The sequence below is a fragment of the Brachybacterium fresconis genome (genome assembly GCF_017876515.1).
GTDB lineage: Bacteria > Actinomycetota > Actinomycetes > Actinomycetales > Dermabacteraceae > Brachybacterium > Brachybacterium fresconis.
In genome coordinates, this window is the sequence record NZ_JAGIOC010000001.1 from 1487094 (window position 1) to 1506384 (window position 19291).

24 protein-coding genes and 1 pseudogene are annotated in these 19291 nt (G+C 70.1%); 7 read left to right on the plus strand and 18 right to left on the minus strand.

Translation table 11 applies throughout. The features are described from left to right. Window positions 1-71: 71 nt before the first annotated feature. The 9 genes from JOF44_RS20950 to JOF44_RS06780 all read right to left on the minus strand — a co-directional run bounded on the left by JOF44_RS20950 (window position 72) and on the right by JOF44_RS06780 (window position 7418). Window positions 72-203: a hypothetical protein gene (locus tag JOF44_RS20950; RefSeq protein ID WP_281067083.1), complete on the minus strand. Its 132-nt coding sequence runs from the start codon at window positions 201-203 to the stop codon at window positions 72-74. A 97-nt stretch (window positions 204-300) separates the two neighbouring features. Further along, on the minus strand, window positions 301-930 hold the full coding sequence (locus tag JOF44_RS06745) for a response regulator transcription factor (protein ID WP_245348881.1): 630 nt from the start codon (window positions 928-930) through the stop codon (window positions 301-303). After that, on the minus strand, window positions 927-2105 hold the full coding sequence (locus JOF44_RS06750) for a sensor histidine kinase (RefSeq protein WP_209888929.1): 1179 nt from the start codon (window positions 2103-2105) through the stop codon (window positions 927-929). Before JOF44_RS06750 ends, JOF44_RS06745 begins: the two co-directional genes overlap by 4 nt. Next, the gene (locus tag JOF44_RS06755) at window positions 2102-2560 is read right to left on the minus strand and encodes a DUF6069 family protein (protein ID WP_209888932.1); all 459 of its coding nucleotides are present in this window, start codon (window positions 2558-2560) and stop codon (window positions 2102-2104) included. The genes JOF44_RS06750 and JOF44_RS06755 overlap by 4 nt, the downstream gene beginning before the upstream one ends. 195 nt (window positions 2561-2755) lie before the next feature. Then, on the minus strand, window positions 2756-3649 hold the full coding sequence (locus tag JOF44_RS06760) for an amino acid ABC transporter permease (RefSeq protein WP_209888935.1): 894 nt from the start codon (window positions 3647-3649) through the stop codon (window positions 2756-2758). Further along, window positions 3646-4320 carry an amino acid ABC transporter permease gene (locus JOF44_RS06765; RefSeq protein ID WP_209888938.1) on the minus strand — a complete coding sequence of 225 codons (675 nt, stop codon included), beginning with the start codon at window positions 4318-4320 and terminating at the stop codon, window positions 3646-3648. Before JOF44_RS06765 ends, JOF44_RS06760 begins: the two co-directional genes overlap by 4 nt. Before the next feature lie 168 nt (window positions 4321-4488). Beyond that, entirely contained in the window at window positions 4489-5367 is an 879-nt protein-coding gene (locus JOF44_RS06770; RefSeq protein ID WP_209888941.1) for a glutamate ABC transporter substrate-binding protein, read from the minus strand. A 43-nt stretch (window positions 5368-5410) separates the two neighbouring features. Then, entirely contained in the window at window positions 5411-6205 is a 795-nt protein-coding gene (locus tag JOF44_RS06775) for an amino acid ABC transporter ATP-binding protein (RefSeq protein WP_209888944.1), read from the minus strand. Window positions 6206-6380: 175 nt separating this feature from the next. Then, complete coding sequence (locus JOF44_RS06780; RefSeq protein WP_209888947.1) at window positions 6381-7418, minus strand: helix-turn-helix transcriptional regulator; 1038 nt, start codon at window positions 7416-7418, stop codon at window positions 6381-6383. A gap of 99 nt (window positions 7419-7517) precedes the next feature. Here JOF44_RS06780 and JOF44_RS06785 point away from each other — a divergent pair, with 99 nt between their 5' ends. From JOF44_RS06785 to JOF44_RS06795, 3 genes are all read left to right on the plus strand, one after another. Continuing rightward, a complete protein-coding gene (locus tag JOF44_RS06785) occupies window positions 7518-7922 on the plus strand; it encodes a VOC family protein (protein ID WP_209888950.1) in 405 nt (134 codons plus the stop codon). Between the two features lie 88 nt (window positions 7923-8010). Next, window positions 8011-8256: a PspC domain-containing protein gene (locus tag JOF44_RS06790; RefSeq protein ID WP_209888953.1), complete on the plus strand. Its 246-nt coding sequence runs from the start codon at window positions 8011-8013 to the stop codon at window positions 8254-8256. Window positions 8257-8319: 63 nt separating this feature from the next. Further along, window positions 8320-9957 (plus strand): alkaline phosphatase D family protein, encoded by a 1638-nt coding sequence (locus JOF44_RS06795; RefSeq protein WP_209888955.1) that lies wholly within the window; start codon window positions 8320-8322, stop codon window positions 9955-9957. Window positions 9958-10049: 92 nt separating this feature from the next. On the opposite strand, the gene JOF44_RS06800 is transcribed toward JOF44_RS06795, so the two are convergent. Together JOF44_RS06800 and JOF44_RS06805 are read right to left on the minus strand one after the other, a co-directional pair. Beyond that, window positions 10050-10856: an ABC transporter permease gene (locus JOF44_RS06800; RefSeq protein ID WP_209888957.1), complete on the minus strand. Its 807-nt coding sequence runs from the start codon at window positions 10854-10856 to the stop codon at window positions 10050-10052. Next, the gene (locus JOF44_RS06805) at window positions 10849-11850 is read right to left on the minus strand and encodes an ABC transporter ATP-binding protein (RefSeq protein WP_209888959.1); all 1002 of its coding nucleotides are present in this window, start codon (window positions 11848-11850) and stop codon (window positions 10849-10851) included. Before JOF44_RS06805 ends, JOF44_RS06800 begins: the two co-directional genes overlap by 8 nt. Window positions 11851-11942: 92 nt before the next feature. On the opposite strand from JOF44_RS06805, the gene JOF44_RS06810 reads away from it, so the two are divergent. Continuing rightward, window positions 11943-12572 (plus strand): TetR/AcrR family transcriptional regulator, encoded by a 630-nt coding sequence (locus tag JOF44_RS06810; RefSeq protein ID WP_209888961.1) that lies wholly within the window; start codon window positions 11943-11945, stop codon window positions 12570-12572. A 189-nt stretch (window positions 12573-12761) separates the two neighbouring features. Here the strand turns inward: JOF44_RS06810 and JOF44_RS06815 are convergent, their stop codons facing one another. After that, window positions 12762-13409: a TetR/AcrR family transcriptional regulator gene (locus JOF44_RS06815; RefSeq protein ID WP_342591692.1), complete on the minus strand. Its 648-nt coding sequence runs from the start codon at window positions 13407-13409 to the stop codon at window positions 12762-12764. Between the two features lie 177 nt (window positions 13410-13586). On the opposite strand from JOF44_RS06815, the gene JOF44_RS06820 reads away from it, so the two are divergent. Then, entirely contained in the window at window positions 13587-14438 is an 852-nt protein-coding gene (locus JOF44_RS06820) for an NAD(P)H-binding protein (RefSeq protein WP_209888963.1), read from the plus strand. Between the two features lie 25 nt (window positions 14439-14463). Here JOF44_RS06820 and JOF44_RS06825 read toward each other — a convergent pair whose 3' ends face one another. The 6 genes and pseudogenes from JOF44_RS06825 to JOF44_RS06850 all read right to left on the minus strand — a co-directional run bounded on the left by JOF44_RS06825 (window position 14464) and on the right by JOF44_RS06850 (window position 17347). Then, window positions 14464-14865: a type II toxin-antitoxin system VapC family toxin gene (locus tag JOF44_RS06825; protein ID WP_209888965.1), complete on the minus strand. Its 402-nt coding sequence runs from the start codon at window positions 14863-14865 to the stop codon at window positions 14464-14466. A 3-nt stretch (window positions 14866-14868) separates the two neighbouring features. After that, complete coding sequence (locus tag JOF44_RS06830) at window positions 14869-15147, minus strand: type II toxin-antitoxin system prevent-host-death family antitoxin (protein WP_209888967.1); 279 nt, start codon at window positions 15145-15147, stop codon at window positions 14869-14871. A gap of 145 nt (window positions 15148-15292) precedes the next feature. Next, window positions 15293-15391: pseudogene (locus JOF44_RS06835) on the minus strand (DUF2200 family protein); the annotation flags it as partial. Window positions 15392-15491: 100 nt separating this feature from the next. Beyond that, window positions 15492-15725 (minus strand): VOC family protein, encoded by a 234-nt coding sequence (locus JOF44_RS06840; RefSeq protein WP_209896276.1) that lies wholly within the window; start codon window positions 15723-15725, stop codon window positions 15492-15494. Continuing rightward, window positions 15701-15970, minus strand: a complete 270-nt coding sequence (locus tag JOF44_RS06845) for a GNAT family N-acetyltransferase (protein WP_342591693.1) — start codon at window positions 15968-15970, stop codon at window positions 15701-15703. Before JOF44_RS06845 ends, JOF44_RS06840 begins: the two co-directional genes overlap by 25 nt. A gap of 183 nt (window positions 15971-16153) precedes the next feature. Then, complete coding sequence (locus JOF44_RS06850; RefSeq protein ID WP_209888969.1) at window positions 16154-17347, minus strand: macrolide family glycosyltransferase; 1194 nt, start codon at window positions 17345-17347, stop codon at window positions 16154-16156. Between the two features lie 325 nt (window positions 17348-17672). On the opposite strand from JOF44_RS06850, the gene JOF44_RS06855 reads away from it, so the two are divergent. Together JOF44_RS06855 and JOF44_RS06860 are read left to right on the plus strand one after the other, a co-directional pair. Then, window positions 17673-18233: a TetR/AcrR family transcriptional regulator gene (locus JOF44_RS06855; protein ID WP_209888971.1), complete on the plus strand. Its 561-nt coding sequence runs from the start codon at window positions 17673-17675 to the stop codon at window positions 18231-18233. After that, on the plus strand, window positions 18230-19174 hold the full coding sequence (locus JOF44_RS06860) for a DMT family transporter (protein ID WP_209888973.1): 945 nt from the start codon (window positions 18230-18232) through the stop codon (window positions 19172-19174). The genes JOF44_RS06855 and JOF44_RS06860 overlap by 4 nt, the downstream gene beginning before the upstream one ends. Window positions 19175-19291 lie beyond the last annotated feature (117 nt).

Genomic DNA, 19291 nt, shown 5'->3' on the forward strand with positions numbered 1-19291 from the left:
ACGGACATTTCATGATCGTCGCCATGCGGTTCGCCCGCTCTCGCCGTCACCGACCTTCCGACCGAGTGCATCTAGCGCAGCAGGCGGCTGAGCAGTCGGTGCGCCGTCCGTCGGCCGACGCGCTTGCCCACGGCCTCCGGACCTCGCTGCGCGGCCCGCACGTCCCCCTGGGCGCGTCGTGCTCGAAAGAGCCATTTCAGCATATCGACCTCCTCGCCACGGACCGGCGGGCGACGGGATCATCCCGGTGCCGGTCCTCTCCGCGTCAACCTTCCACACCGGTGCATGGAGCGCAAACTCCTACAGCCATCCTTCCTCCCGCGCCGCCCGCAGGGCCTCCGCACGGTTGCGCGCTGCGGTCTTCCCGATGGCGCTGGAGAGGTAGTTGCGCACCGTGCTCGACGAGAGGTGCAGGGCGTCGGCCATCTCGGCGATGGGCGCCCCGCCGTCGGAGGCGACCAGGACCTCACGCTCGCGCACGGTCAGCGGGCTCGGCCCGGCGCGCAGCGCCTGGGCCGCCAGCACGGGGTCGACGACGGTGCTCCCGGCGGCCACCGTCCGGATCGCCCCCGCCAGATCCTCCACCGGGTCGTCCTTGACCAGGAAGCCGCGGGCCCCGGCGTCCATGGCGCGTCGCAGGTAGCCGGCGCGGCCGAAGGTGGTCACGATGATGACCGCTGTGCCGGGACTGGCCCTCAGCACCTCGTCGATCACGTCCAGCCCGCTGCGTCCCGGCAGCTCGATGTCCAGGACCAGCACGTCCGGGCGATGCACGGTCACGGCCTCGACCACCTGGTCGCCGCGCTCCACGTCCCCGACCACGAGAAGATCGGCTTCGAGCCCGAGCAGGCCGGTCAGGGCCGAGCGCATCATCGTCTGGTCCTCGGCGACCACCACCATGGTCCGGGGCGGCGCGGTCACGGCATTCATGGGGTCGTCCCCTCCCCCGTCGGCACGCTCACGCCGAGCCGGAATCCGCCCTCGGTGTGGTCGGCGGCGAGCACGCCGTCCAGCAGTTCGGCGCGCTCGCGCAGACCGGACAGTCCGGAGCCGGGCCGCGTCGGTCCCCTCTCCTGCTGTCGTCCTGGATCGGCGCGTCCGCGCGCGCTGCCGTCGTCGGTGATCTCCACCGTGGCCTCGCCCCCGTCGGACTCCACGAGGATCGTGACGGTCCGGGCGCGGGCGTGGCGCAGGATGTTGGTCGTCCCCTCTCGCACCACCCAGGCGAACAGTCGATCCACGGCCGGCGGCAGCGCGGGGGCGTCCGCGGTCACCTCGACCTGCACCCCGGCGTCGGTCAGGGCGGCGTCGGCGGCCTCCAGCTCATCCTCCAGGGTGACCTCCCGGTAGCCGGCGACTGCCTGGCGCACCTCGCCCAGGGCGGTGCGGCCGATCTCCTCGATGCCCTGGGCGTGCTCGCCGGCCGCGGCCGGGTCGACGGGGACGAAGCGTCGCACCGCCTCGGCTTTCACGACGATCAGGGACAGCGTGTGTCCGAGCAGGTCGTGGAGGTCGCGGGAGAAGCGTTCGCGCTCCTCGACGACGGCGGTGCGGGCGAGACGTCCCTGCGTCGCACGGAGGGCCGCTGCGGTCTCGGCGAGGACATCGATCAGGTGGGCGCTGATGCCCGCCATGTACGTCACGACGGCGAAGACCAGGGCGTCGGCGAGAGAGCCGGTGGTGAATCCTGCGGCGACGGCACCGCTGACGGCGAGGCCGCCGACGAATCCCATCGCCGTCCGGCGCCGGATCCCGACGGCCATCCCGAGGGCCAGCAGCGGGTAGAGGAAGACCTGGTGCTCGCTCCAGAGGACCTGATATCCGGCCACCATCACGGTGGAGGCGGCGACCAGCACCTCCGTGCGCCGGCCAGGACCGAGCCGATCTCGCGCCAGAGTCGTCGCGAGGTGCGCGGCGGCGAGGAGCAGCAGGGCCAGCAGCTGCCCGGGATGCCCGTCCTGGATCGTGCCGACGATCGGGGCGAGCAGCAGGAGGGGCGACCATGCCAGGGCGTACCAGGGTACGGGGCGACGGGCGATCAGCGGCAGGACGTGCTCGTCGCAGTGGTTCGGTGCCGGCGGCGCGGGATGGACGACGGTGCTCATGATGCCTCCGCGGTCACGGTACGCCCGGCCGCGGACCGCGGCACGGCACTTCGGCGGAGCCCGAGGATCAGCACCGTCCCGACCAGCAGGTGCATCCCCTCGAGAACCAGCAGAACGCCTCCGGCGGCACCGGAGACGACCGGCCCGATCAGGGACAGGACGAGAACGAGGATGCCGAGCCGGGTCCATCGCGCCCGTCCACCGGGTCGTCGGCCCAGCAGTGCCAGCAGCAGCCACGCTGCCGCGCCGCCCAGCAGGGCGGCTGCCGTGACGGAGCCCGGTCCGACGCTCTGCCCGGCGCCGGGCACCTCGAGGGGGAGCCCGCCCAGCGCCGTGGCCGCGCCCCGGACCAGCAGGCCGACGGCGACGGCCGCCCCGAGCGCGGCGACGGCGGGGCCCGGCCGCACCCGGTGTCCGATCGATGCGGTGTCGGGGGTGGTCGAGGTGCTGTGCATGGCGCGCTCCTGGCGTCGAGGGAGCCATCGGTCCCCGATGGCGTGATCGACGCTACGGAGCCGGACAGTCGACCGGCAGAGTCGGCTGTACTCACCTCAGCAGGACATTCGTCCTGCGGGTGGCGCCGGCGCCGGCGCAGGCATCAGGGCGTCAGGGCGTCAGGGGAAGCCCCGCAGCCGGCGCGGGCGGCTCGGCTACTTCACGTCCTGGCCCATGGTGGAGACCATGGTGGTGGAGGTGACCGGGGCGGTGGCGCCGCCGGTCCGGGAGGACAGGGTGCCGGCGAGCTTCGTGGCCAGCCAGGTCAGGATGTAGTTGATGACGATGAAGATCACCGCCGCGACCACGAGGGTCTGGAGGATGTTCGAGTACCCGGAGCCGAGCTGCCGGGAATACTGCAGCAGCTCGTAGAAGCCGATCAGGAACCCCAGGGCCGAGTCCTTCAGGATCACCACGAACTGGCTCAGCAGCGACGGCAGCATCGCCGTGAGGGCCTGCGGCACCTCGACGACCCGCAGGGACTGGTTGCGCGTCATGCCGACGGCGGCCGCGGCCTCGCGCTGCCCCTTGGGCAGGGACTTCACGCCCGCCCGGATGAGCTCAGCGATCACGGCGCCGTTGTAGACCGTCAGTCCCACGATGACCGCAAAGTAGGCGGAGTCCTCCGAGGCGATCAGACCCGTGGGGGCGATCCGGCGGGAGATGAAGAAGTACAGGAAGAACATCATCACCAGCACCGGAACGGCGCGGAAGAACTCCACGACGACGCCGGAGGCTCCGCGGATGATGGCGAACGGGGCCAGGCGGAGGAAGCCGAAGACCAGACCGAAGACCATCGCCGTCACGACGGCGATCCCCGAGGACTGCAGGGTGAACTGCAGGCCGGGCAGGTAGTAGTTGGCCCAGGCGTTGCCGTTCAGCGCGTTCGCCCACTGGTTCGGAGCCAGCTGGCCTTGTCGGTCCAGCTGCAGCAGCACCAGCGCCGCGACCACGAGGACGCCCGCCAGGGCGATCAGATTCGCGACCAGGACGGTGCGCTTGGCCCGCGGGCCGGGCGCGTCGAACAGGATGCCGGGCGCGGCGCTCATCGTGCCACCGCCAGCTTGTCGGAGAGCCAGGTCGTCACGATGCCCATCGGGATCACCAGGATGCAGAAGCCGATCGCGATCGTGAGGAAGATGTAGATCATCAGGTTCGGATTGAACTCGATCATGGTGCTCATCAGGCCGGATGCCTCCGCCACGGAGGCCGCGGCGGCGACCGTGGTGTTCTTGGTCAGGGCGATCAGCGTGTTGCCCAGCGGCGTGACCGCTCCGCGCAGCGCCTGGGGCAGCACCACGATCCGGGCAGCCGGGAGGAAGGTCAGCCCGATGGCGCGTGCGGCCTCGACCTGCCCCAGCGGCACCGTGTTGACGCCGGAGCGGATCGCCTCGCAGACGAACGAGGCGTGGTAGAGCGACAGCGCGATCACGGCGTAGGTGAAGAAGTTCAGGTCGAAGTCCGAGAAGAACTCGACCTTCAGCTGCCCCCAGACGGCGAGGACGCCGAGCACCATGATGATCGTCAGCGGCGTATTGCGGACGATGTTGATGTATGCGGTGCCGATGGTGCGGAACGAGGCCACCGGGGAGATCCGGAACAGGGCCAGGATCGTGCCCAGGATGAACGAGCCGACGGCGGCCAGCAGCATCAGCTTGATGTTCATCCAGAAGGCGCCGAGCACGTCGTATTCGGCGAAGAGTTCTATGAATCCGTTCATGCGCTTCCTGTCTCGGTGGCCGTCGGCCGGGTGGAATGCACCGGCCGATCGCCGACGGAGGACGAGGGCGGCGGGCCGGGCCTGCGCTCGGCCCGCCTCCTCATGGGGTCCGGCTCGGTCGCCCGGTCCGGCTCGGTCGTCCGGTCCGGCTCGGTCGTCCGGTCCGGCTCAGTCGTCGCAGGATTCGAGCTCGGACTCCGGACCGGTGTTCAGCTCCTCATCGGGGGTGTAGCCGGTGCCCTCCGTGGCCGTGTCCAGGGCCTCCTGCCAGGCTCCCTCGTCCTTCATCTTCGTGATCGCCTCGTTGATCGCCTCGCACTGGTCCGAGCCGGTGGGGATACCGACTCCGTAGCGCTCGACCGTGAACGCGTTGCCGACGACCTCGAACTTCCCGGCGTTCTCCGGGGTCGCGGCCAGACCGGCCAGGATGATGTCATCGGTGGTCACGGCGTCGACCTGACCGGACTCGAGGTAGGTCACGCACTCGGCATAGCCGCCCTGCTCCACGAGCTCCACGCCCTCGGAGTAGTCGTCCTTGATCGCCTGGGCGGAGGTGGACCCCGTGACCGAGCAGAGGTTCTTGCCGTCCAGGGTCTCGGGGCCGGTGATGTCCGACTCGCCCGCGCGGACCAGCAGGTCCTGGCCGGCCACGAAGTAGGGACCGGCGAAGTCCACCCGCTCGTCCCGCTCGGGAGTGATGGAGTAGCTCGCGAGGATCATGTCGACCTCGCCGCCCTCCAGGGCGTTCTCGCGGTTCGCCGACGGGGTCTGGACCCATTCGATGTCGTCCTCGGCATACCCGAGCTCGCCGGCGACGTACTTGGCCACCTCGACGTCGAAACCGACCGGGTCGCTGTCGCCCTCGCGGAAGCCCAGGCCGGGCTGGTCGTACTTGATGCCGATGCGGACGGTGTCGCCGCCGCCTTCGCCACCGCCACCACCGCCGTCGGCGCCGTCGCCGCCGCCGGATTGGGACGGGGAGCAGGCGGTCATGACGAGAACGGTCGAGGCGGCCAGCGCCGCCGCGGAGAGAAGCTTCTTGCGCATCGTTCCTCCAGTGGTGAGGGGTGGGTGGTGAGGTGTGCTGCGGTCAGTGCGCCAGGATCTTCCCGAGGAAGTTCTTGGCGCGTTCGTGCTGCGGATCCGTGAAGAAGGATTCGGGGTCGGTGTCCTCCAGGACGCGCCCCTCATCCATGAAGACGACGCGGTCACCGGCCTGGCGGGCGAACCCCATCTCGTGGGTGACGACGACCATGGTCATGCCCTCCTTGGCCAGCTGGACCATGACGTCCAGGACCTCCTGGACCATCTCCGGATCCAGCGCCGAGGTCGGCTCATCGAACAGCATGACCTTGGGCTTCATCGCCAGGGCGCGAGCGATGGCGACGCGCTGCTGCTGACCGCCGGAGAGCTCGGCGGGCATCTTCTTGGCCTGCTGGGCGACGCCGACGCGCTCCAGCAGCGCCATGGCCTCCTGGGTGGCCTGGGCCTTCTTCAGGCCCTTGACCTTGATCGGCCCCACGGTGACGTTCTCCAGGATCGACTTGTGGGCGAACAGGTTGAAGGACTGGAACACCATGCCCACGTCGGCGCGCAGCTGAGCGAGGGCCTTGCCCTCCTCGGGCAGCGCCGTGCCGTCGATGCGGATGGTGCCGCCGTCGTCGATCGTCTCCAGCCGGTTGATGGTGCGGCACAGGGTGGACTTGCCCGAGCCCGACGGTCCGATCACGATCGCGACCTGACCCTCCGGGATGGTCAGGTCGATGTCGGTGAGGGCCTGGAACGACCCGAAGTGCTTGTTGACATTCGTCAGTTCGACGAGCGGACGCTTCTCCGCTGGAGCGCCGGCAGGGGGACCCTCGGATCCCGGTGTGGTCTGCGTCATAGCGCTGAGACTATAGGGTCGCCGCGGCCATTCCTCGTGGTCTCCGGACACTTGATCAAATCGTTGTCTGCTCAGGTGAGGTCTTCTGCCCGAGTGGAATTGTCTGTTCGGGTGGATCCGGGGCCGGGCCGCTCCTGGACCGGGCGCCCTTCCGGGCGCGGCCGGTCCGGTCGGGTCAGGCGCCGGGATCCGCCGCCGCGCGCAGCATCCTGCTCGCGGTCGCCGTGACGAGGTCCCGGAGCTCCCCCGGGTGGTCGATCCTCACCGTGCAGTCCAGCACCGCGAGCAGCGCGGGGATCCAGTCGAGGTGCTCGGCGTGGATCTCGGCCCGGTACCAGGGCAGGCCGCCCTCGCCGTCGACGTCGGCCTCGCCCTCGCCCTCGAGGTCGGCAGGGGGGTCCAGCCGTTCCAGCCGGGCCACGGTGGATGGAAGATGGGCGCGCAGGTGGTCCTCGGTCGCCCGCAGCCGCAGCACGACCTGCCAGCGGTAGTCCGCCGCGACGAAGTGCTCGATGAGACGATCCGTGGGGTCGGCCCGGTCGCCGGCGGCGGGGTCGGCTGGGGGCGAGGGCGCGAAGGTGCCGGGAAGCGTGCGCGCGGTGCGGATCCGATCGAGCCGGAACGTCTTCTCCTGCTGCGCGTCCGGGTCGAGCGCCAGCAGGTACCACCGGCGTGCGTGCGCGACCACGCCGGAGGGATGGACGGTGCGCCGCGACGGCTCCCCCGTGCGGTTCCGGTACCGCACCTCGAGGGGGCGCCGGTGGGTCACGGCCTCGGCCAGGGTCAGCATCACGGCGGGGTCGGGGACGTGGCTCGGCTGCTCGTCGCGACGCGAGATAGTCCCGAGGACGTCGTCGACCCGGTGCGCGTCCTGCGCCGGCAGGGCCCGGCGGATCTTGGACAGCGCGGTCTGCGCGGTCAGATCCGGATCGTCGGAGGCCGCCTGCGCTCCGGCGAGCCCGACGAGGACGGCGACCGCTTCCTCGCTGCTGAACATCAGCGGCAGCACCCGTCGGCCCGGCGCGAGGCGGTATCCGCCGTAGCGGCCTCGCAACGATTCGACGGGCAGCCCGAGGTCGACCAGGCGGGCGACGTCGCGGCGCACCGTCCGCTCATCGACGCCCAGGCGCTCGACCAGCTCGGAGACCGTGCACACGGGCACGGACTGCAGCGCCTCCAGCAGCTGCAGCGCTCGCGCCGTCGGGTCCGTCATGACCCCATCATCCTCCGATACCGGGCAGGTATCGCCCGGTATCTCCCTTACGGTCGCTCCGTGCCGGAGCCGCCGGCCGCACCACCCGAGGAGACGACCATGCAGCTTGCCGCGACCCGCATCTTCACCGACGACGTGGACGCGCTCGTCGCGTTCTACGAGGGAGCCACCGGGATCGACGCCGCGCGGCCCCACCCGCTGTTCGCCGAGCTGCGCACCCCGTCGGGCACCCTGGCGATCGCCAGCACCTCCACGGTGCCCCTGCTCGGCGACGGTGCCGCCGCGGCCCGTGCCAACCGCAGCATCGCGTTGGACTTCCTCGTCGACGACGTCGACGCGACCTACCGGAGACTGCAGGGAGTCGTCGACGTCTTCGTCAACGAGCCGACGACCATGCCCTGGGGCAACCGGTCCCTGCTGGCGAGGGACCCCGACGGCACCCTGATCAACTTCTTCGCCCCGGTCTCCGAGGTCGCCGGAGCAGACGTGCGGCTCGGGGCGTGAGCGCGGGGCGAGCCTTCCGGTTTCCCTCCCCCGCATCCGAGGGCTATCACCACTGCGGCGGCCGACGGCCCTGCGTACCGTGGAGGGCATGAGCACATTCTTCGACAGCATCCGCGGCATCGGCTTCCGACGGGGGCCGCGACGAGTCGCAGCCGGCATCGGCGGCGGCCTCGCCCAGCAGTTCGGGATCAACGTGTGGCTGGTGCGCGTCCTGGTCCTGGCGTCGTTCCTGCTCCCCGTGCTGGGAGTCGGGGCCTACGTCGCAGCCTGGATCCTGCTGCCCTGGCAGGACGGCCGCATCCCGCTGGAGCGCGCGATCGCGGGGCTGCGGTAAGAGGTCCCTGCCCCGTCATCCCCTCGTCACCAGGGCGTCATCCGGGCGGAGTTCACTGACCGGATGGAACGCTCCTCGTCACCGAACCGCCGGGCCCTCCTCATGGGCGCTGCCGCCACGGCCCTGACCACTTCCCTGCCGGTCGCCGGGGCCGCCTCCGCCGCCCTGCCCCGCCCCGCGAGCCCGACGCCGTCGCGGCTGACGCTCCCGTCCGGTCTCCAGACCGGGGACGTCACCTCACGCTCCGCGGTGCTCTGGTCCCGCGCCTCGGGAGAGGGGCGGCTCCACGCCGTCCTGCACGCCCTCGACGCCGACGGCGAGCGCCTCACCGGCACCGGCCGTGGGCGCGGGAAGGGCCGCGGTCACAACGGGCGGCCGATCACCCTGCGCGGACCCTGGGCCACCGCGGAGACCGACTTCACCGCCCGGATCAGCGCGAACGGCCTCCCCGCCGGCACGGCCTTCGAGACCGAGCTGTTCTTCGAGGACGAGCACGGCGGGCGCAGCGAAGTCGGCACCGGGCGCTTCAGCACGGCCCCGGGCAAGCGGTCCGACGGAGCGCAGAGCTTCGTCTGGACCGCGGACACCGCCGGGCAGGGATACGGCATCAACCCCGACGTGGGCGGCATGTTCGGCTATGAGACGATGCGCGCCCTCGCCCCGGACTTCTTCCTCCATGCCGGCGACACCATCTACGCCGACGGCCCGATCGCCGAGACCCTCGAGGAGCCCGACGGCGCCGTGTGGCGCAACGTCGTGACCGACGAGGTGACCAAGGTGGCCGAGACCCTGCAGGAGTTCCGCGGCCGCCACCGCTACAACCTCCTGGACGACAACATCCGCGCGATGTACGCCGAGGTCCCCGTCATCGCCACCTGGGACGACCACGAGACCACCAACAACTGGTGGTCCGGCGAGGTGCTCACGGACGAGCAGTACACGGTCCGCGACGTGGACACCCTGGCCGCCCGGGGCCGCCGCGCCTGGCAGGAGTACCAGCCGATCGCCGATGAGCGCGCCATGTCCCAGGGATCCGGCTTCGAGCCCGAGCGCATCTACCGCCGGATCGAGCGCGGCCCGGACCTGGACGTGTTCGTCCTCGACATGCGCACGCACAAGGGCGAGAACACCGACGGCATGGAGCAGCAGGCCACCGCGATCCTCGGCGAGGAGCAGCTGCAGTGGCTGCTGCGCGGGCTGAAGACCTCGAAGGCGACGTGGAAGGTGATCCTCGCCGACCTCCCGCTGGGCATCGTGGTCCCCGATGGGGATGCGCAGGAGTCGATCTCCAACGCCGACAGCGGCGCGCCGCTGGGGCGCGAGCTCGAGCTGGCCCGCCTGCTCTCCGGGATCAAGCACCAGAAGACCCGGAACGTCGTGTTCCTCACCGGCGACGTCCACTACTGCGCGGCCCACCACTATTCGCCGGAGCGGGCCGCGTTCACGGATTTCGATCCCTTCTGGGAGTTCGTGGCCGGCCCCATCAACGCCGGCTCCTTCGGACCCAACGAGATGGATCAGACCTTCGGGCCCCGCGTGGACTTCCAGAAGGCCGGCCCCGCGATGGGATCACCGCGGGACGGCACCGGCCAGTTCTTCGGCCGGGTCCAGATCGCCCCGCAGGGCGAGGAGTTCACCGTCGAGCTGATCGACGCGAACGGCGACGTGCAGTACACCCGGACGCTGACGCCTCAGCTCTGATGTCAGCCCGGCCCCGTCCCCGACGAGGCTCGGCCGGATACGGACCCGAGGTCCGGAACACCACCCACGCACCGCCGCGCGAGGCTCGCTGCTCATTTCCGTCGCACCAGCGCACGAGTGGTGACCAGCAGACCGAGTGCGGTCCACAGCGCCAGGACCAGCAAATCGCGAACCTCGGCCGTGAAGACGTCGGAGGCGACCCCGGCCCGCAGGAGATCCGCAGCGGACTGGACGGGCAGGACGCGGTGCACGGACTGGAACCATTCCGGCAGCTGGCTCGCGGGAAACGTGATCGGTGAGAACAGCAGGACGAAGAACACCAGCACCTGGGAGAGCAGTTGCGCCAGCATCGCGGGGAAGGTCACCGCGATCGCGTATCCCACCGCGGTGGCCATCGTCGTGACCAACAGCGAGGCGAGGATCAGCAGCGGCCAGTCGAAGGAGAAGGTCAGGTCGTAGCGCAGCCACGCGACGAGGAGCCCGATCGCCACCCCGGGCAGTGCGATCAGCGTCCACACCGCGAGGTCGACCGCCAGCAGCAGCGGCCGTGCGACCGGCAGTGCCCGCTGGTAGTCGAGCGCGCCGGACGCCCGGACCCGGGAGACCCCTTGCGGCACGATGACCAGACCGATGGTCAGCAGCAGGATCGTCGGCGCGCCGGAGGACAGGAACAAGGCGCTGTCCGGCGTGATGTCGGGGATCAGGAAGCCGAATCCGATGACGATCCCGGCGGCGAGCATGGATTGGATGACGACGATGAGAGGCAGCGTCGGTCCGATCGATGCCAGCGACCAGCGCATCATGGTGCGGAAGCTGCTCCACGGGCTCACCTGGACCGGAGCGATCGGCTCGGGTCGTGGAGCAGGGGACGTCGTCGGGGCTGTGGTCGACTCAGGCATCAGTGGTCTCCCGGTGGGTCGAGGTGGTGTCGAGGTGGATCTCGTCCCGGGGCTCGGGCTGCGCGGTGAGGGCCAGGTAGGCGTCCTCGAGCGTCGCCGGCGCGAGCGAGAAGCCCTCGACCCGGTCGTCGGCGTGCTGGGCGGTGGCCCAGGAGACGGCGGCCGCCGCGTCCTGGGCAGCGACGGTGAGCAGGATCCGCCTGCCGGTGCGTACCCGGCGCAGCACCGGCAGGTGCGGGTCCGACTCGGACGGATCCGCCCCGTCGGGTGGCAGCTGCAGTTCCAGACGCAGGTCGCTGTCCTGTGTTCCTCGCAGGCGCGCGGGTGATCCGTCGGCGACGAGCCGACCCCGGTCGAGGACGACCAGTTCGTCCACGATCCGTTCGGCCTCGGCGACGTTGTGGGTGACCAGCAGGACGCCGCTGCCGAGGTCGCCTCGGCGGCGCACCGCGTCCCACAGCAGGCGGCGCCGGGAGGCATCGATATCATTGGTGGGCTCGTCCAGGATCAACAGCGGGGTGGGCGCCGCCACGGCCATGGCGAAGCCGGTCAGTCGTCGGATCCCGCCGGACAGGCCGCTGCCTTCGGGAAGCGCGCGCCGGTCCAGCCACGGTCCGATGTCCAGCTCCTCGGCCAGGTCGATCGCGGCCGCGCGGGCGTCGCGGACCGACAGTCCGCGGAGGCGGCCGGCGATCTCGATCGCCGAGCGCGGGGTGAGCCCGTCGATCGGGGTCTGCGCCTGGGGCTGCAGGGCGACGTGTCGGCGTGCGGCGGCGGGAGCCTGCACGGCGTCGGTGCCTCCCACCCGGATGTCGCCTGCCCCGGGTTTCAGCAGCCCGACGACCTGGGAGACCACCGTGGTCTTCCCCGCCCCGTTGTGGCCCAGCAATCCCACGACCTCCCCGGCGCGGACGCGGAGGGAGATGCCGTCGTTGGCGATGACCTGTCCGTAACGGCGGGTGAGACCGGTGATGCGCAGAACGTCGATGTCCATGACAACTCCTCGAATACCATCGGTATGTAGATACCGACAGTATTCGGATACCTCTGGTAGGTCAAGAACTCGCGCAGCTCTACCCTGGAGTCATGACACAGCTTCCCGATCCCCTCTCCCGCCGGGATCGCCAGCGACAGACGCGCGAAGCGCTGATCTTCGCGGCACGCGCGGTGTTCTCCGAGGACGGCTATCACGCGGCGAGCCTGGAGCGGATCGCGCGCGAGGCCGGCTTCTCGAAAGGTGCCGTGTACTCGAACTTCGACGGCAAATCCGCCCTGTTCCTGGCCGTCATGGATCAGAACCTGGAGCTCGCGGAGGCCGACCCGAGGCACCCGTTCGAGAAGCCGAGCAACCCGGCCTCGACCGGGTGGGATGTGGCGGAGCGGGAGGGGTACCCGCTGGAGGCCACGCAGGGCTTCGCGCTGGCCACCCTCGAGTTCATCGCCAGCGCGGCCCGCGACGAGACGCTCGCCCCGCAGCTGCATCAGCGTCTCGCGGCAGTCCTGGACCGCTATGACGCGATCGCCCGGAAGGCCCGCCCCGACGACGAGACGCTCGGCGCCGCGGAGGTCGGCACACTGCTGGCCGCGCTGGATCAGGGTGCCGGGCTGATCCTGCTCGCCGGGGACGTGATGCCGGATCCCGCCGTCTTCACCGCCGGGATGCGCCGCCTGGTCGATCCGGCGCGCGCCGCGGCCGAGGCCGGACCGGAGGCGTGAGGCGCACAGGGCGTCGCCGTCGCCCTCGATGGCACGGTCCTCAGCATCAGCGAACTTCGCTGACCCACTGCTGCCGGCCGGCCCTCACCCGCCCTCGCGGCCCCACCTCACCAGAACTCTCTTCGCGGCGACGAGCACTCCGAGCAGTCCCTGCACCCACGTCATCCCCGTCGCCTCTTTCCCGACCGCTCAACCAGCGCCCGCCGTCGGCGACGTCGAAGGGGATCTCGCGCCGTCGGCCGGCCCGGCCGATGGCCGCGCGGCGCGGCAGATCCCGCCGAGCACGAATACGGTGCGGCGATCGTAATCCGTCCGGGCCGGCCTCCCGCCGTGCTTGAGGGCCAGGGCGTTGTCACGGGTCAGAGCCTGGAAGTCGCCCGGCGTGAATCCGGGCGCCAGGACGCCGGCGGCACGCCCGTCCGTGACCAGTTCGTCGTGGAAAGCTCCCGCGACATGGCACAGGTTCATGAGCTGCTCGGAATCGGGGAACTCCTGCAGCAGCACGTCGTTGACCGCCGGCAGCCGGTACTGCAGATCCCGGATCGCTCCGACGTAGGAGCAGATCCGCTCCCGGATCTCGGCGATCGACCGCGCATCGTCGACGATGTCCCGCAGCTCTGCTGCGACGAGGTCGTCGAGAACGGCGTCGATCACGCCGATGCGCCCCCCGAAACGATTGAAGATGGTCGCCTTGCTCACGCGAGCCGCCGCAGCGACCTCCTCGAGCGGTGCAGCGAGCCCCTGCTCGCGGAACACCTCCACCGCGGCGGCACGGATCCGGTCGACGTTGCGGCGGGCATCCACGCGCAACGCCGGCGAGGGTTCGGCACTGGTCACACACCACTCCATGACGGACAGGACAACTTGACCCGGCGGGTCAGATTCGTGCACGATCGTACCCGATCACAAGTTGACCCCATGGGTCAATTTGCGCGCACCGCACCATCCGCGTCGTCCACCCCGCTCCCGCGACAGCACAGGACCCGGACGCCGCCCCACCGGAAGGACACCCTCATGATCATCGTGACCGGAGCGACCGGCACCCTCAACGGGGCCACGGTCGACCACCTCCTGACGCAGGTTCCCCCCGCCCGCATCGGCGTCAGCGTCCGCGACCCCGACCGCGCGAAGCATCTGGCCGACCAGGGTGTCCGCGTGCGACGGGGCAGCTACGACGACCCCGCCGCCCTGCGCCACTCGTTCGCCGGCGCCGAGCAGGTGCTCCTGGTCTCCTCGAGCGACGTCACGGCGGACGTCGTCACGCAGCACCGGACGGCGATCGATGCCGCCGTCGCCGCCGGCGCGGAACGGATCCTGTACACCAGCGCCCATGGGACCGGTGTCGACACCCCCTACCCGCCGCTCTCGATCCATGCGGCCACGGAGGCGCACCTCGCCGCCTCAGGCGTTGCCTGGACCGCGCTGCGCAACGGCTTCTACGGAGACCTCGGGCAGCTGCTCGGCCCGTGGCAGAGCACCGGAGCGATCGCCAAGCCCGCCGACGGCCCGTTCACCTGGGTCGATCGGCGCGATGCCGCCGAGGCCGCCGCGACGATCCTCACCGGGGACGCCCCGCTCGAGGGGCCGGTCGAGCTGACGCCGTCCTCTCCGGTCACTCTCGCGGACTTCGCCGCGGCGGCCTCCGAGCTCACCGGGCGTCACGTCGAGCGACTTGTCGTCGAGGACGAGCAGTGGGTCGCCGGGGAGACCGAGAACGGTGTGCCGGAAGCGGCCGCACGCTTCACGCTCTCGATGTTCCAGGCGACCCGCAGCGGCCATTTCGCACGCACGGATTCCACGCTCGCCCGGCTCCTCGGACGGGAGCCGCGCAGTATCGCCGAGCAGCTGGCGGGGGCGGCTCGCTGAGCTGCGGGGGCTCGCGGCCTGCGCGTCAGAACTCCGCCACCGGGTCCATGACCGACAAGCCCAGGTGTTCGGCAACCGTCTTCATCGTCGTGTCGTGACTGGCGACCGTGAGCGGAGCACCGACCAGGAGCGCCGTCGCCAGGTGGAGAGCGTCGAGAGTCCTGACGTGCCGCTCGATCGACTCCGCCACCGTATGGGTCTCCCGGCTGATCTCGAGCATGCCCACACGATCGAGAAGCGCCGTCCCGTCCGCGAGCGAACTGCCGTCGCGTCGCAGGACCCGGACCACCTCGGTCCGCAGGAGGCGGGAGGAGACATGCGTCGTCCCGGGAGTCTGCATCCACGACTGCAGCCGGGCACGCTCGGGAACGTCCAGGATCGTGCGGAGCGCGACCGAGGAATCGAGGTAGACGATGTGCGCGGTCACGAGTCAGTGATTCCCGCGCATCTCGTCGAGCAGCGCGTCGACCTCGCCCTCGGCGTACGCCCTTCCACCTGGGTGGCTGGGCCAGGGCGCGGGCGTCGACGCGGGCGGCGTGTATCGCCCCTCGCGTTCGAGCCGGACCAATGCTGTGTCCTGCTCTCGGACCGTGCTGACCCTCCAGCGCGGCGTGCCTCGCTCGGTCACCACGACATCGTCGGTGTCAGTGACCCGCGCGAGCACGGCCGCGGTGTGCTGGTTGAGCTCGCGCTTGTTGATGGCCTGCATGACACTCATTGTACTACGCATGTCTGACATTGAAGGGAGGGTCAGAAGTCGGTCTCCGATGCCGAGCACGGTGCGTCGCCGGTCGCGAGCGGAGAGCTCGCGACGCGCGACAGGGCCGGGGCCGTCTCGCCGTGGAGTCGGGGGCTCAGGAGCGCTGGATCTTCTTCACGGCCTTGCCGCGGGCCAGCTCGTCGACGACCTTGTCCATGTACCGGATCTTCTGCATCAGCGGGTCCTCGATGTCGTGGCCTGCGCTCGGTCGCCGTCGCCGCGTGCTTCCTCGTGCGACGCACTCTGCGACGAACAGGACGGATGCCCCGGTCCCGACGCCCGCGCCCGTGGCATCACATCTCCTGCAGCGACCACGGATAACCGTCCGGATCCTCGAAGAACGCGAAGCGGGACCCCGGCATGCCCTCGGGGCCGAGCTGCTGGACGGCACTGATGGGGACGTCCCGTGCGGTCAGCGCGGCGACCGCGGCGTCGATGTCCTCGACGACCAGTTGGGGACAGGTCGACGAGGGCGGCCGGCCGATCGGCATCCCCTCACCGATCACGACCGAGCAGTCAGAGTGCACCACCCGATGAAACGCTCATCCGAGCGACGGGCGACGGCAATGCGAACGCCCGACCCGTCATCGGACATCTGGCGGCATCCTGCCAAGAATCGCTCGATGCGGGATCGGTCCGTCCACGGCGGTGAGTCCCAAAAGCGCATCACCTGAGCATTGCTCTGCAGCGCATAGAGATCCTCGCCGTCGGCGTCAAGGAACGGCCGCAACAACAGACGGTCGGTGTGCAACGTCGGCACCGGGAGGGACACGAATCCCAGCCTCTCACGGATTGCCGCGGACTCGCCTGCGCAACCGGAGACGGCCCGGCCAGCGGATGCTGCGCCGACAACGTCGCACTATGAATCTCCCTTCCACCGAGTTCCGACAGAGATGGCTGTCCTCTGGATCGCGACTCCGACAGTGGTGGCGACGACGGCAGCAGCGTGAGCCGGTCATCGATCAGTCCGCGAGTCGGTCCCATGGGTGTCCAACACCTGCTCGATCACCTCGGCCGCCCTGGGAGCGCCGCCGGCTGCGACGCACTCCTCGCGCATCCGAGCCAGTCGTCGGTGCACGTCGGGGTCCTCGGCCACTGCGTCCACCGCTGCCCAGAGCGACGAGGCGTCGAGGTTCTCGGGGCTCAGTGCCCGGCCGAGTCCGAGTTCGGCGATCCGATCGGCTTTCGCGCGCTGCTCGGCCATCTGCGGCACCGCCACCATCGGGACCTGATGGTCGATTCCTTCCATCGTGCTGCCCATTCCGGCGTGCGTGACGAAGGCGCGCGCATGGCGAAGAACGGCGAGCTGCGGCACCTGTTCATGGACCTCGACGTTGTCCGGGACCGACCCGAGACCGTCGGGGTCGACCTGGTCGCCGATCGCGAGGACCACGTGCCACGGGCGGGCAGCGGCCGAGGAGATCATCATCCGGAAGAAGTCGGGCTGGGCGTTGTAGCCGGTGCCCAGCGCGACGAGCAGGACGGGAAGGTCGCCGGCAGGAGGGGTCCAGTCAGTCTGGAAGGACCGCTGGGTCAGGGCTGGTCCCACGAAGTCCCAGCCGGTGAAGGTGTCGCCGGCGTATTGGAAGGCGCGCGGGATGGTGACCAGCCGCGCTGCGGCCAGCTTGCCCTGCATGAAACTGCCGATGTCACGGATGCCCTGGCTGCGCAGGTAGCGTCCGATCCGGAGAATCTGCCACAGGAACCGCGGGCTCAGCGGGTTGATCTTGGTGTAGGCGTTCATCGACCAGTGCTCGTTGCCCACGAAGTTCGGCCACGTCTCGACCGCCGATACATCCCAGTGATGCGCCAGGACCCTCCCCCACCAGGCGAGTGTGCCATCGTGCAGGACGAGGTCGGGAGGTGGCGCGTGGATGAGCCGAGGCACCATGGCCGCCGTCTCGTCCAGCAGCAGCCCCATGGCCCCGATGAGCTCCTTGCCATGCATCTGCGGCGGGCCGCCCTCGAGCTGCTCCCAGGTGGAGGTGACCGGCTCGAACCGGGCGCCGGTCTCGATGATGCGTTCGGCGAACATCTGCGGGGCCCAGTACGTCACCTGGTGCCCACGCCGGACCAGCTCAGTCACGATGCCGAGGGTCGGATTGACGTGTCCGGCACCCAGCGGCCCGTATGCATAGACGGTGGCCATGGCCGTGATGCTACGCGGGAGGTTCCGGGTGGTGAGGTGAAGTGCCGAGCGCGGGTCCTCCAATGGGCCTTGGGCCACCGTACGAGGCCTTCGAATCAGGCACACCATGATGGTGGTCCCACGCGGTGAAGCGGGACTCCACCACGTGCCCACGGTTAGCAACCTCATTCACCGGCCCCGCGCGAAGCCGGCGGCCGACCAGCGCAGCCGCGGATGCTGAACAGCCTTTCTCTTCTCCGCGTCCAGGCCCTCGAGACCTCGAGTCGACACGAGAAACGGTGGTAGGTAGACTGGCCTACCTAGATCGCTCGAAGGCAAGGTGGACATGGGAAGAGCAAGGGAGCGGCTGCTCGTCGCCGCGTCGAGGCGGTTCTACGACGACGGCGTGCATGCAACAGGGATCGACACGATCACCTCCGAGGCCGGAGTCGCGAAGAAGAGCCTCTACAACAACTTCTCATCGAAGGCAGAGCTCGTCAGCGCCTACGTCGACGCCCGCCATGAGGAGTGGCTCGACCTGCATCGGGAGCGCTCTGCGAAAGCTTCGACAGCCACGGACCGGGTCCTGGCGGTCTTCGACGCCTACATCGACCACGCGAACGACGGCCACGACAACGGCTACCGAGGATGCGGGCTGCTCAATGCGGCCGCCGAATTTCCCGCGGGACACCCCGCGCGTGACGCCGTGCGCGGACACAAGGAGCAGGTGGAGCGGATCCTGTTCGAAACACTGGAAGCCGTGGTCACCGAGGCCGAGGCGCTGGAGCTGGCCGAGCACTTCAGCTTCCTCCTCGAAGGAGCCGTCGCACGGGCCGGTCTCGAGGGCACCCCTGCGCGCCTGGAGCACGCCCGGGCCATCGCATCACGGATGCTGGCCGCACTGTGAAGCGAGGCTCCCTCACCGGCATCTTCGCGGTGCTCGTTGCCGCCTTCCTGTGGGGCACCACGGGGACCGCGGCGACGTTCGCACCGTCAGTCGGGCCGCTGGCCATGGGCGCGGCAGCGCTCGGCATCGGCGGCATCCTGCAGGCGGTCATCGCTGCCCCTTCGCTCCGCCGGGAACGTCCCGCACTGTCTTCGCAACGTGGGACAGTGCTCGCCGGAGCCGCAGCCGTGCTGATCTACCCGCTGGCCTTCTACAGCTCGATGCATCTGGCTGGCGTCGCGGTCGGCACGGTCGTGTCCCTCGGCTCTGCCCCGATCGCCTCGGGCCTTCTGGAACGGGTGATCGAGCGACGCAGGCTCAGCGGCTGGTGGATGCTCGCAGCGGCGCTCGGCATCGCGGGGAGCACATTGCTGTGCGTTGCGAAGATGCACGATGCGCCGAGCGAGGCGTTCCCCACGGTCGCCGGTATCGTCCTCGGCCTGGTCGCCGGAGCGACGTACGCCCTGTACTCGTGGAGCGCTCACCGCCTCATGAACCGCGGCGTCGGGCGCGCGGCAGCGATGGGTGCTGTCTTCGGCCTGGGCGGCATCGCCCTGATGCCCGTGCTCCTGCTCACCGGCGCACCGCTCGTCGCCTCGGCTCAGGCGTTCACGGTCGGGACCTACATGGCGCTGATCCCGATGTTCCTGGGATATCTGCTCTTCGGGTACGGCCTCACGCATGTCTCCGCAAGCACCGCGACGACGCTCACCCTGGCCGAGCCCGCCGTCGCCGCCGTCCTGGCCGTGGTCATCGTCGGAGAGCGCCTGCCCGTCATCGGCTGGGCCGGGCTCGCGGGCATCTGCGCCTCGCTCCTGATCCTCGCCCTCGCACCAGCGACGCACGGGGCCGCCACCGAGACGTCGTCTTCGAACAGGCGCCCCGTGAGGCAAGGAGCCTGAACCAGGCCGCTGCGGCAGGACGTCGCCGGACTCGGAGACCCATTCCGACTGCCGGGAACGAATCGCCCGGTGCAGCCCAGATGGTTCGCGGCTTCACCGGCTATCTGCAGGGTGCGC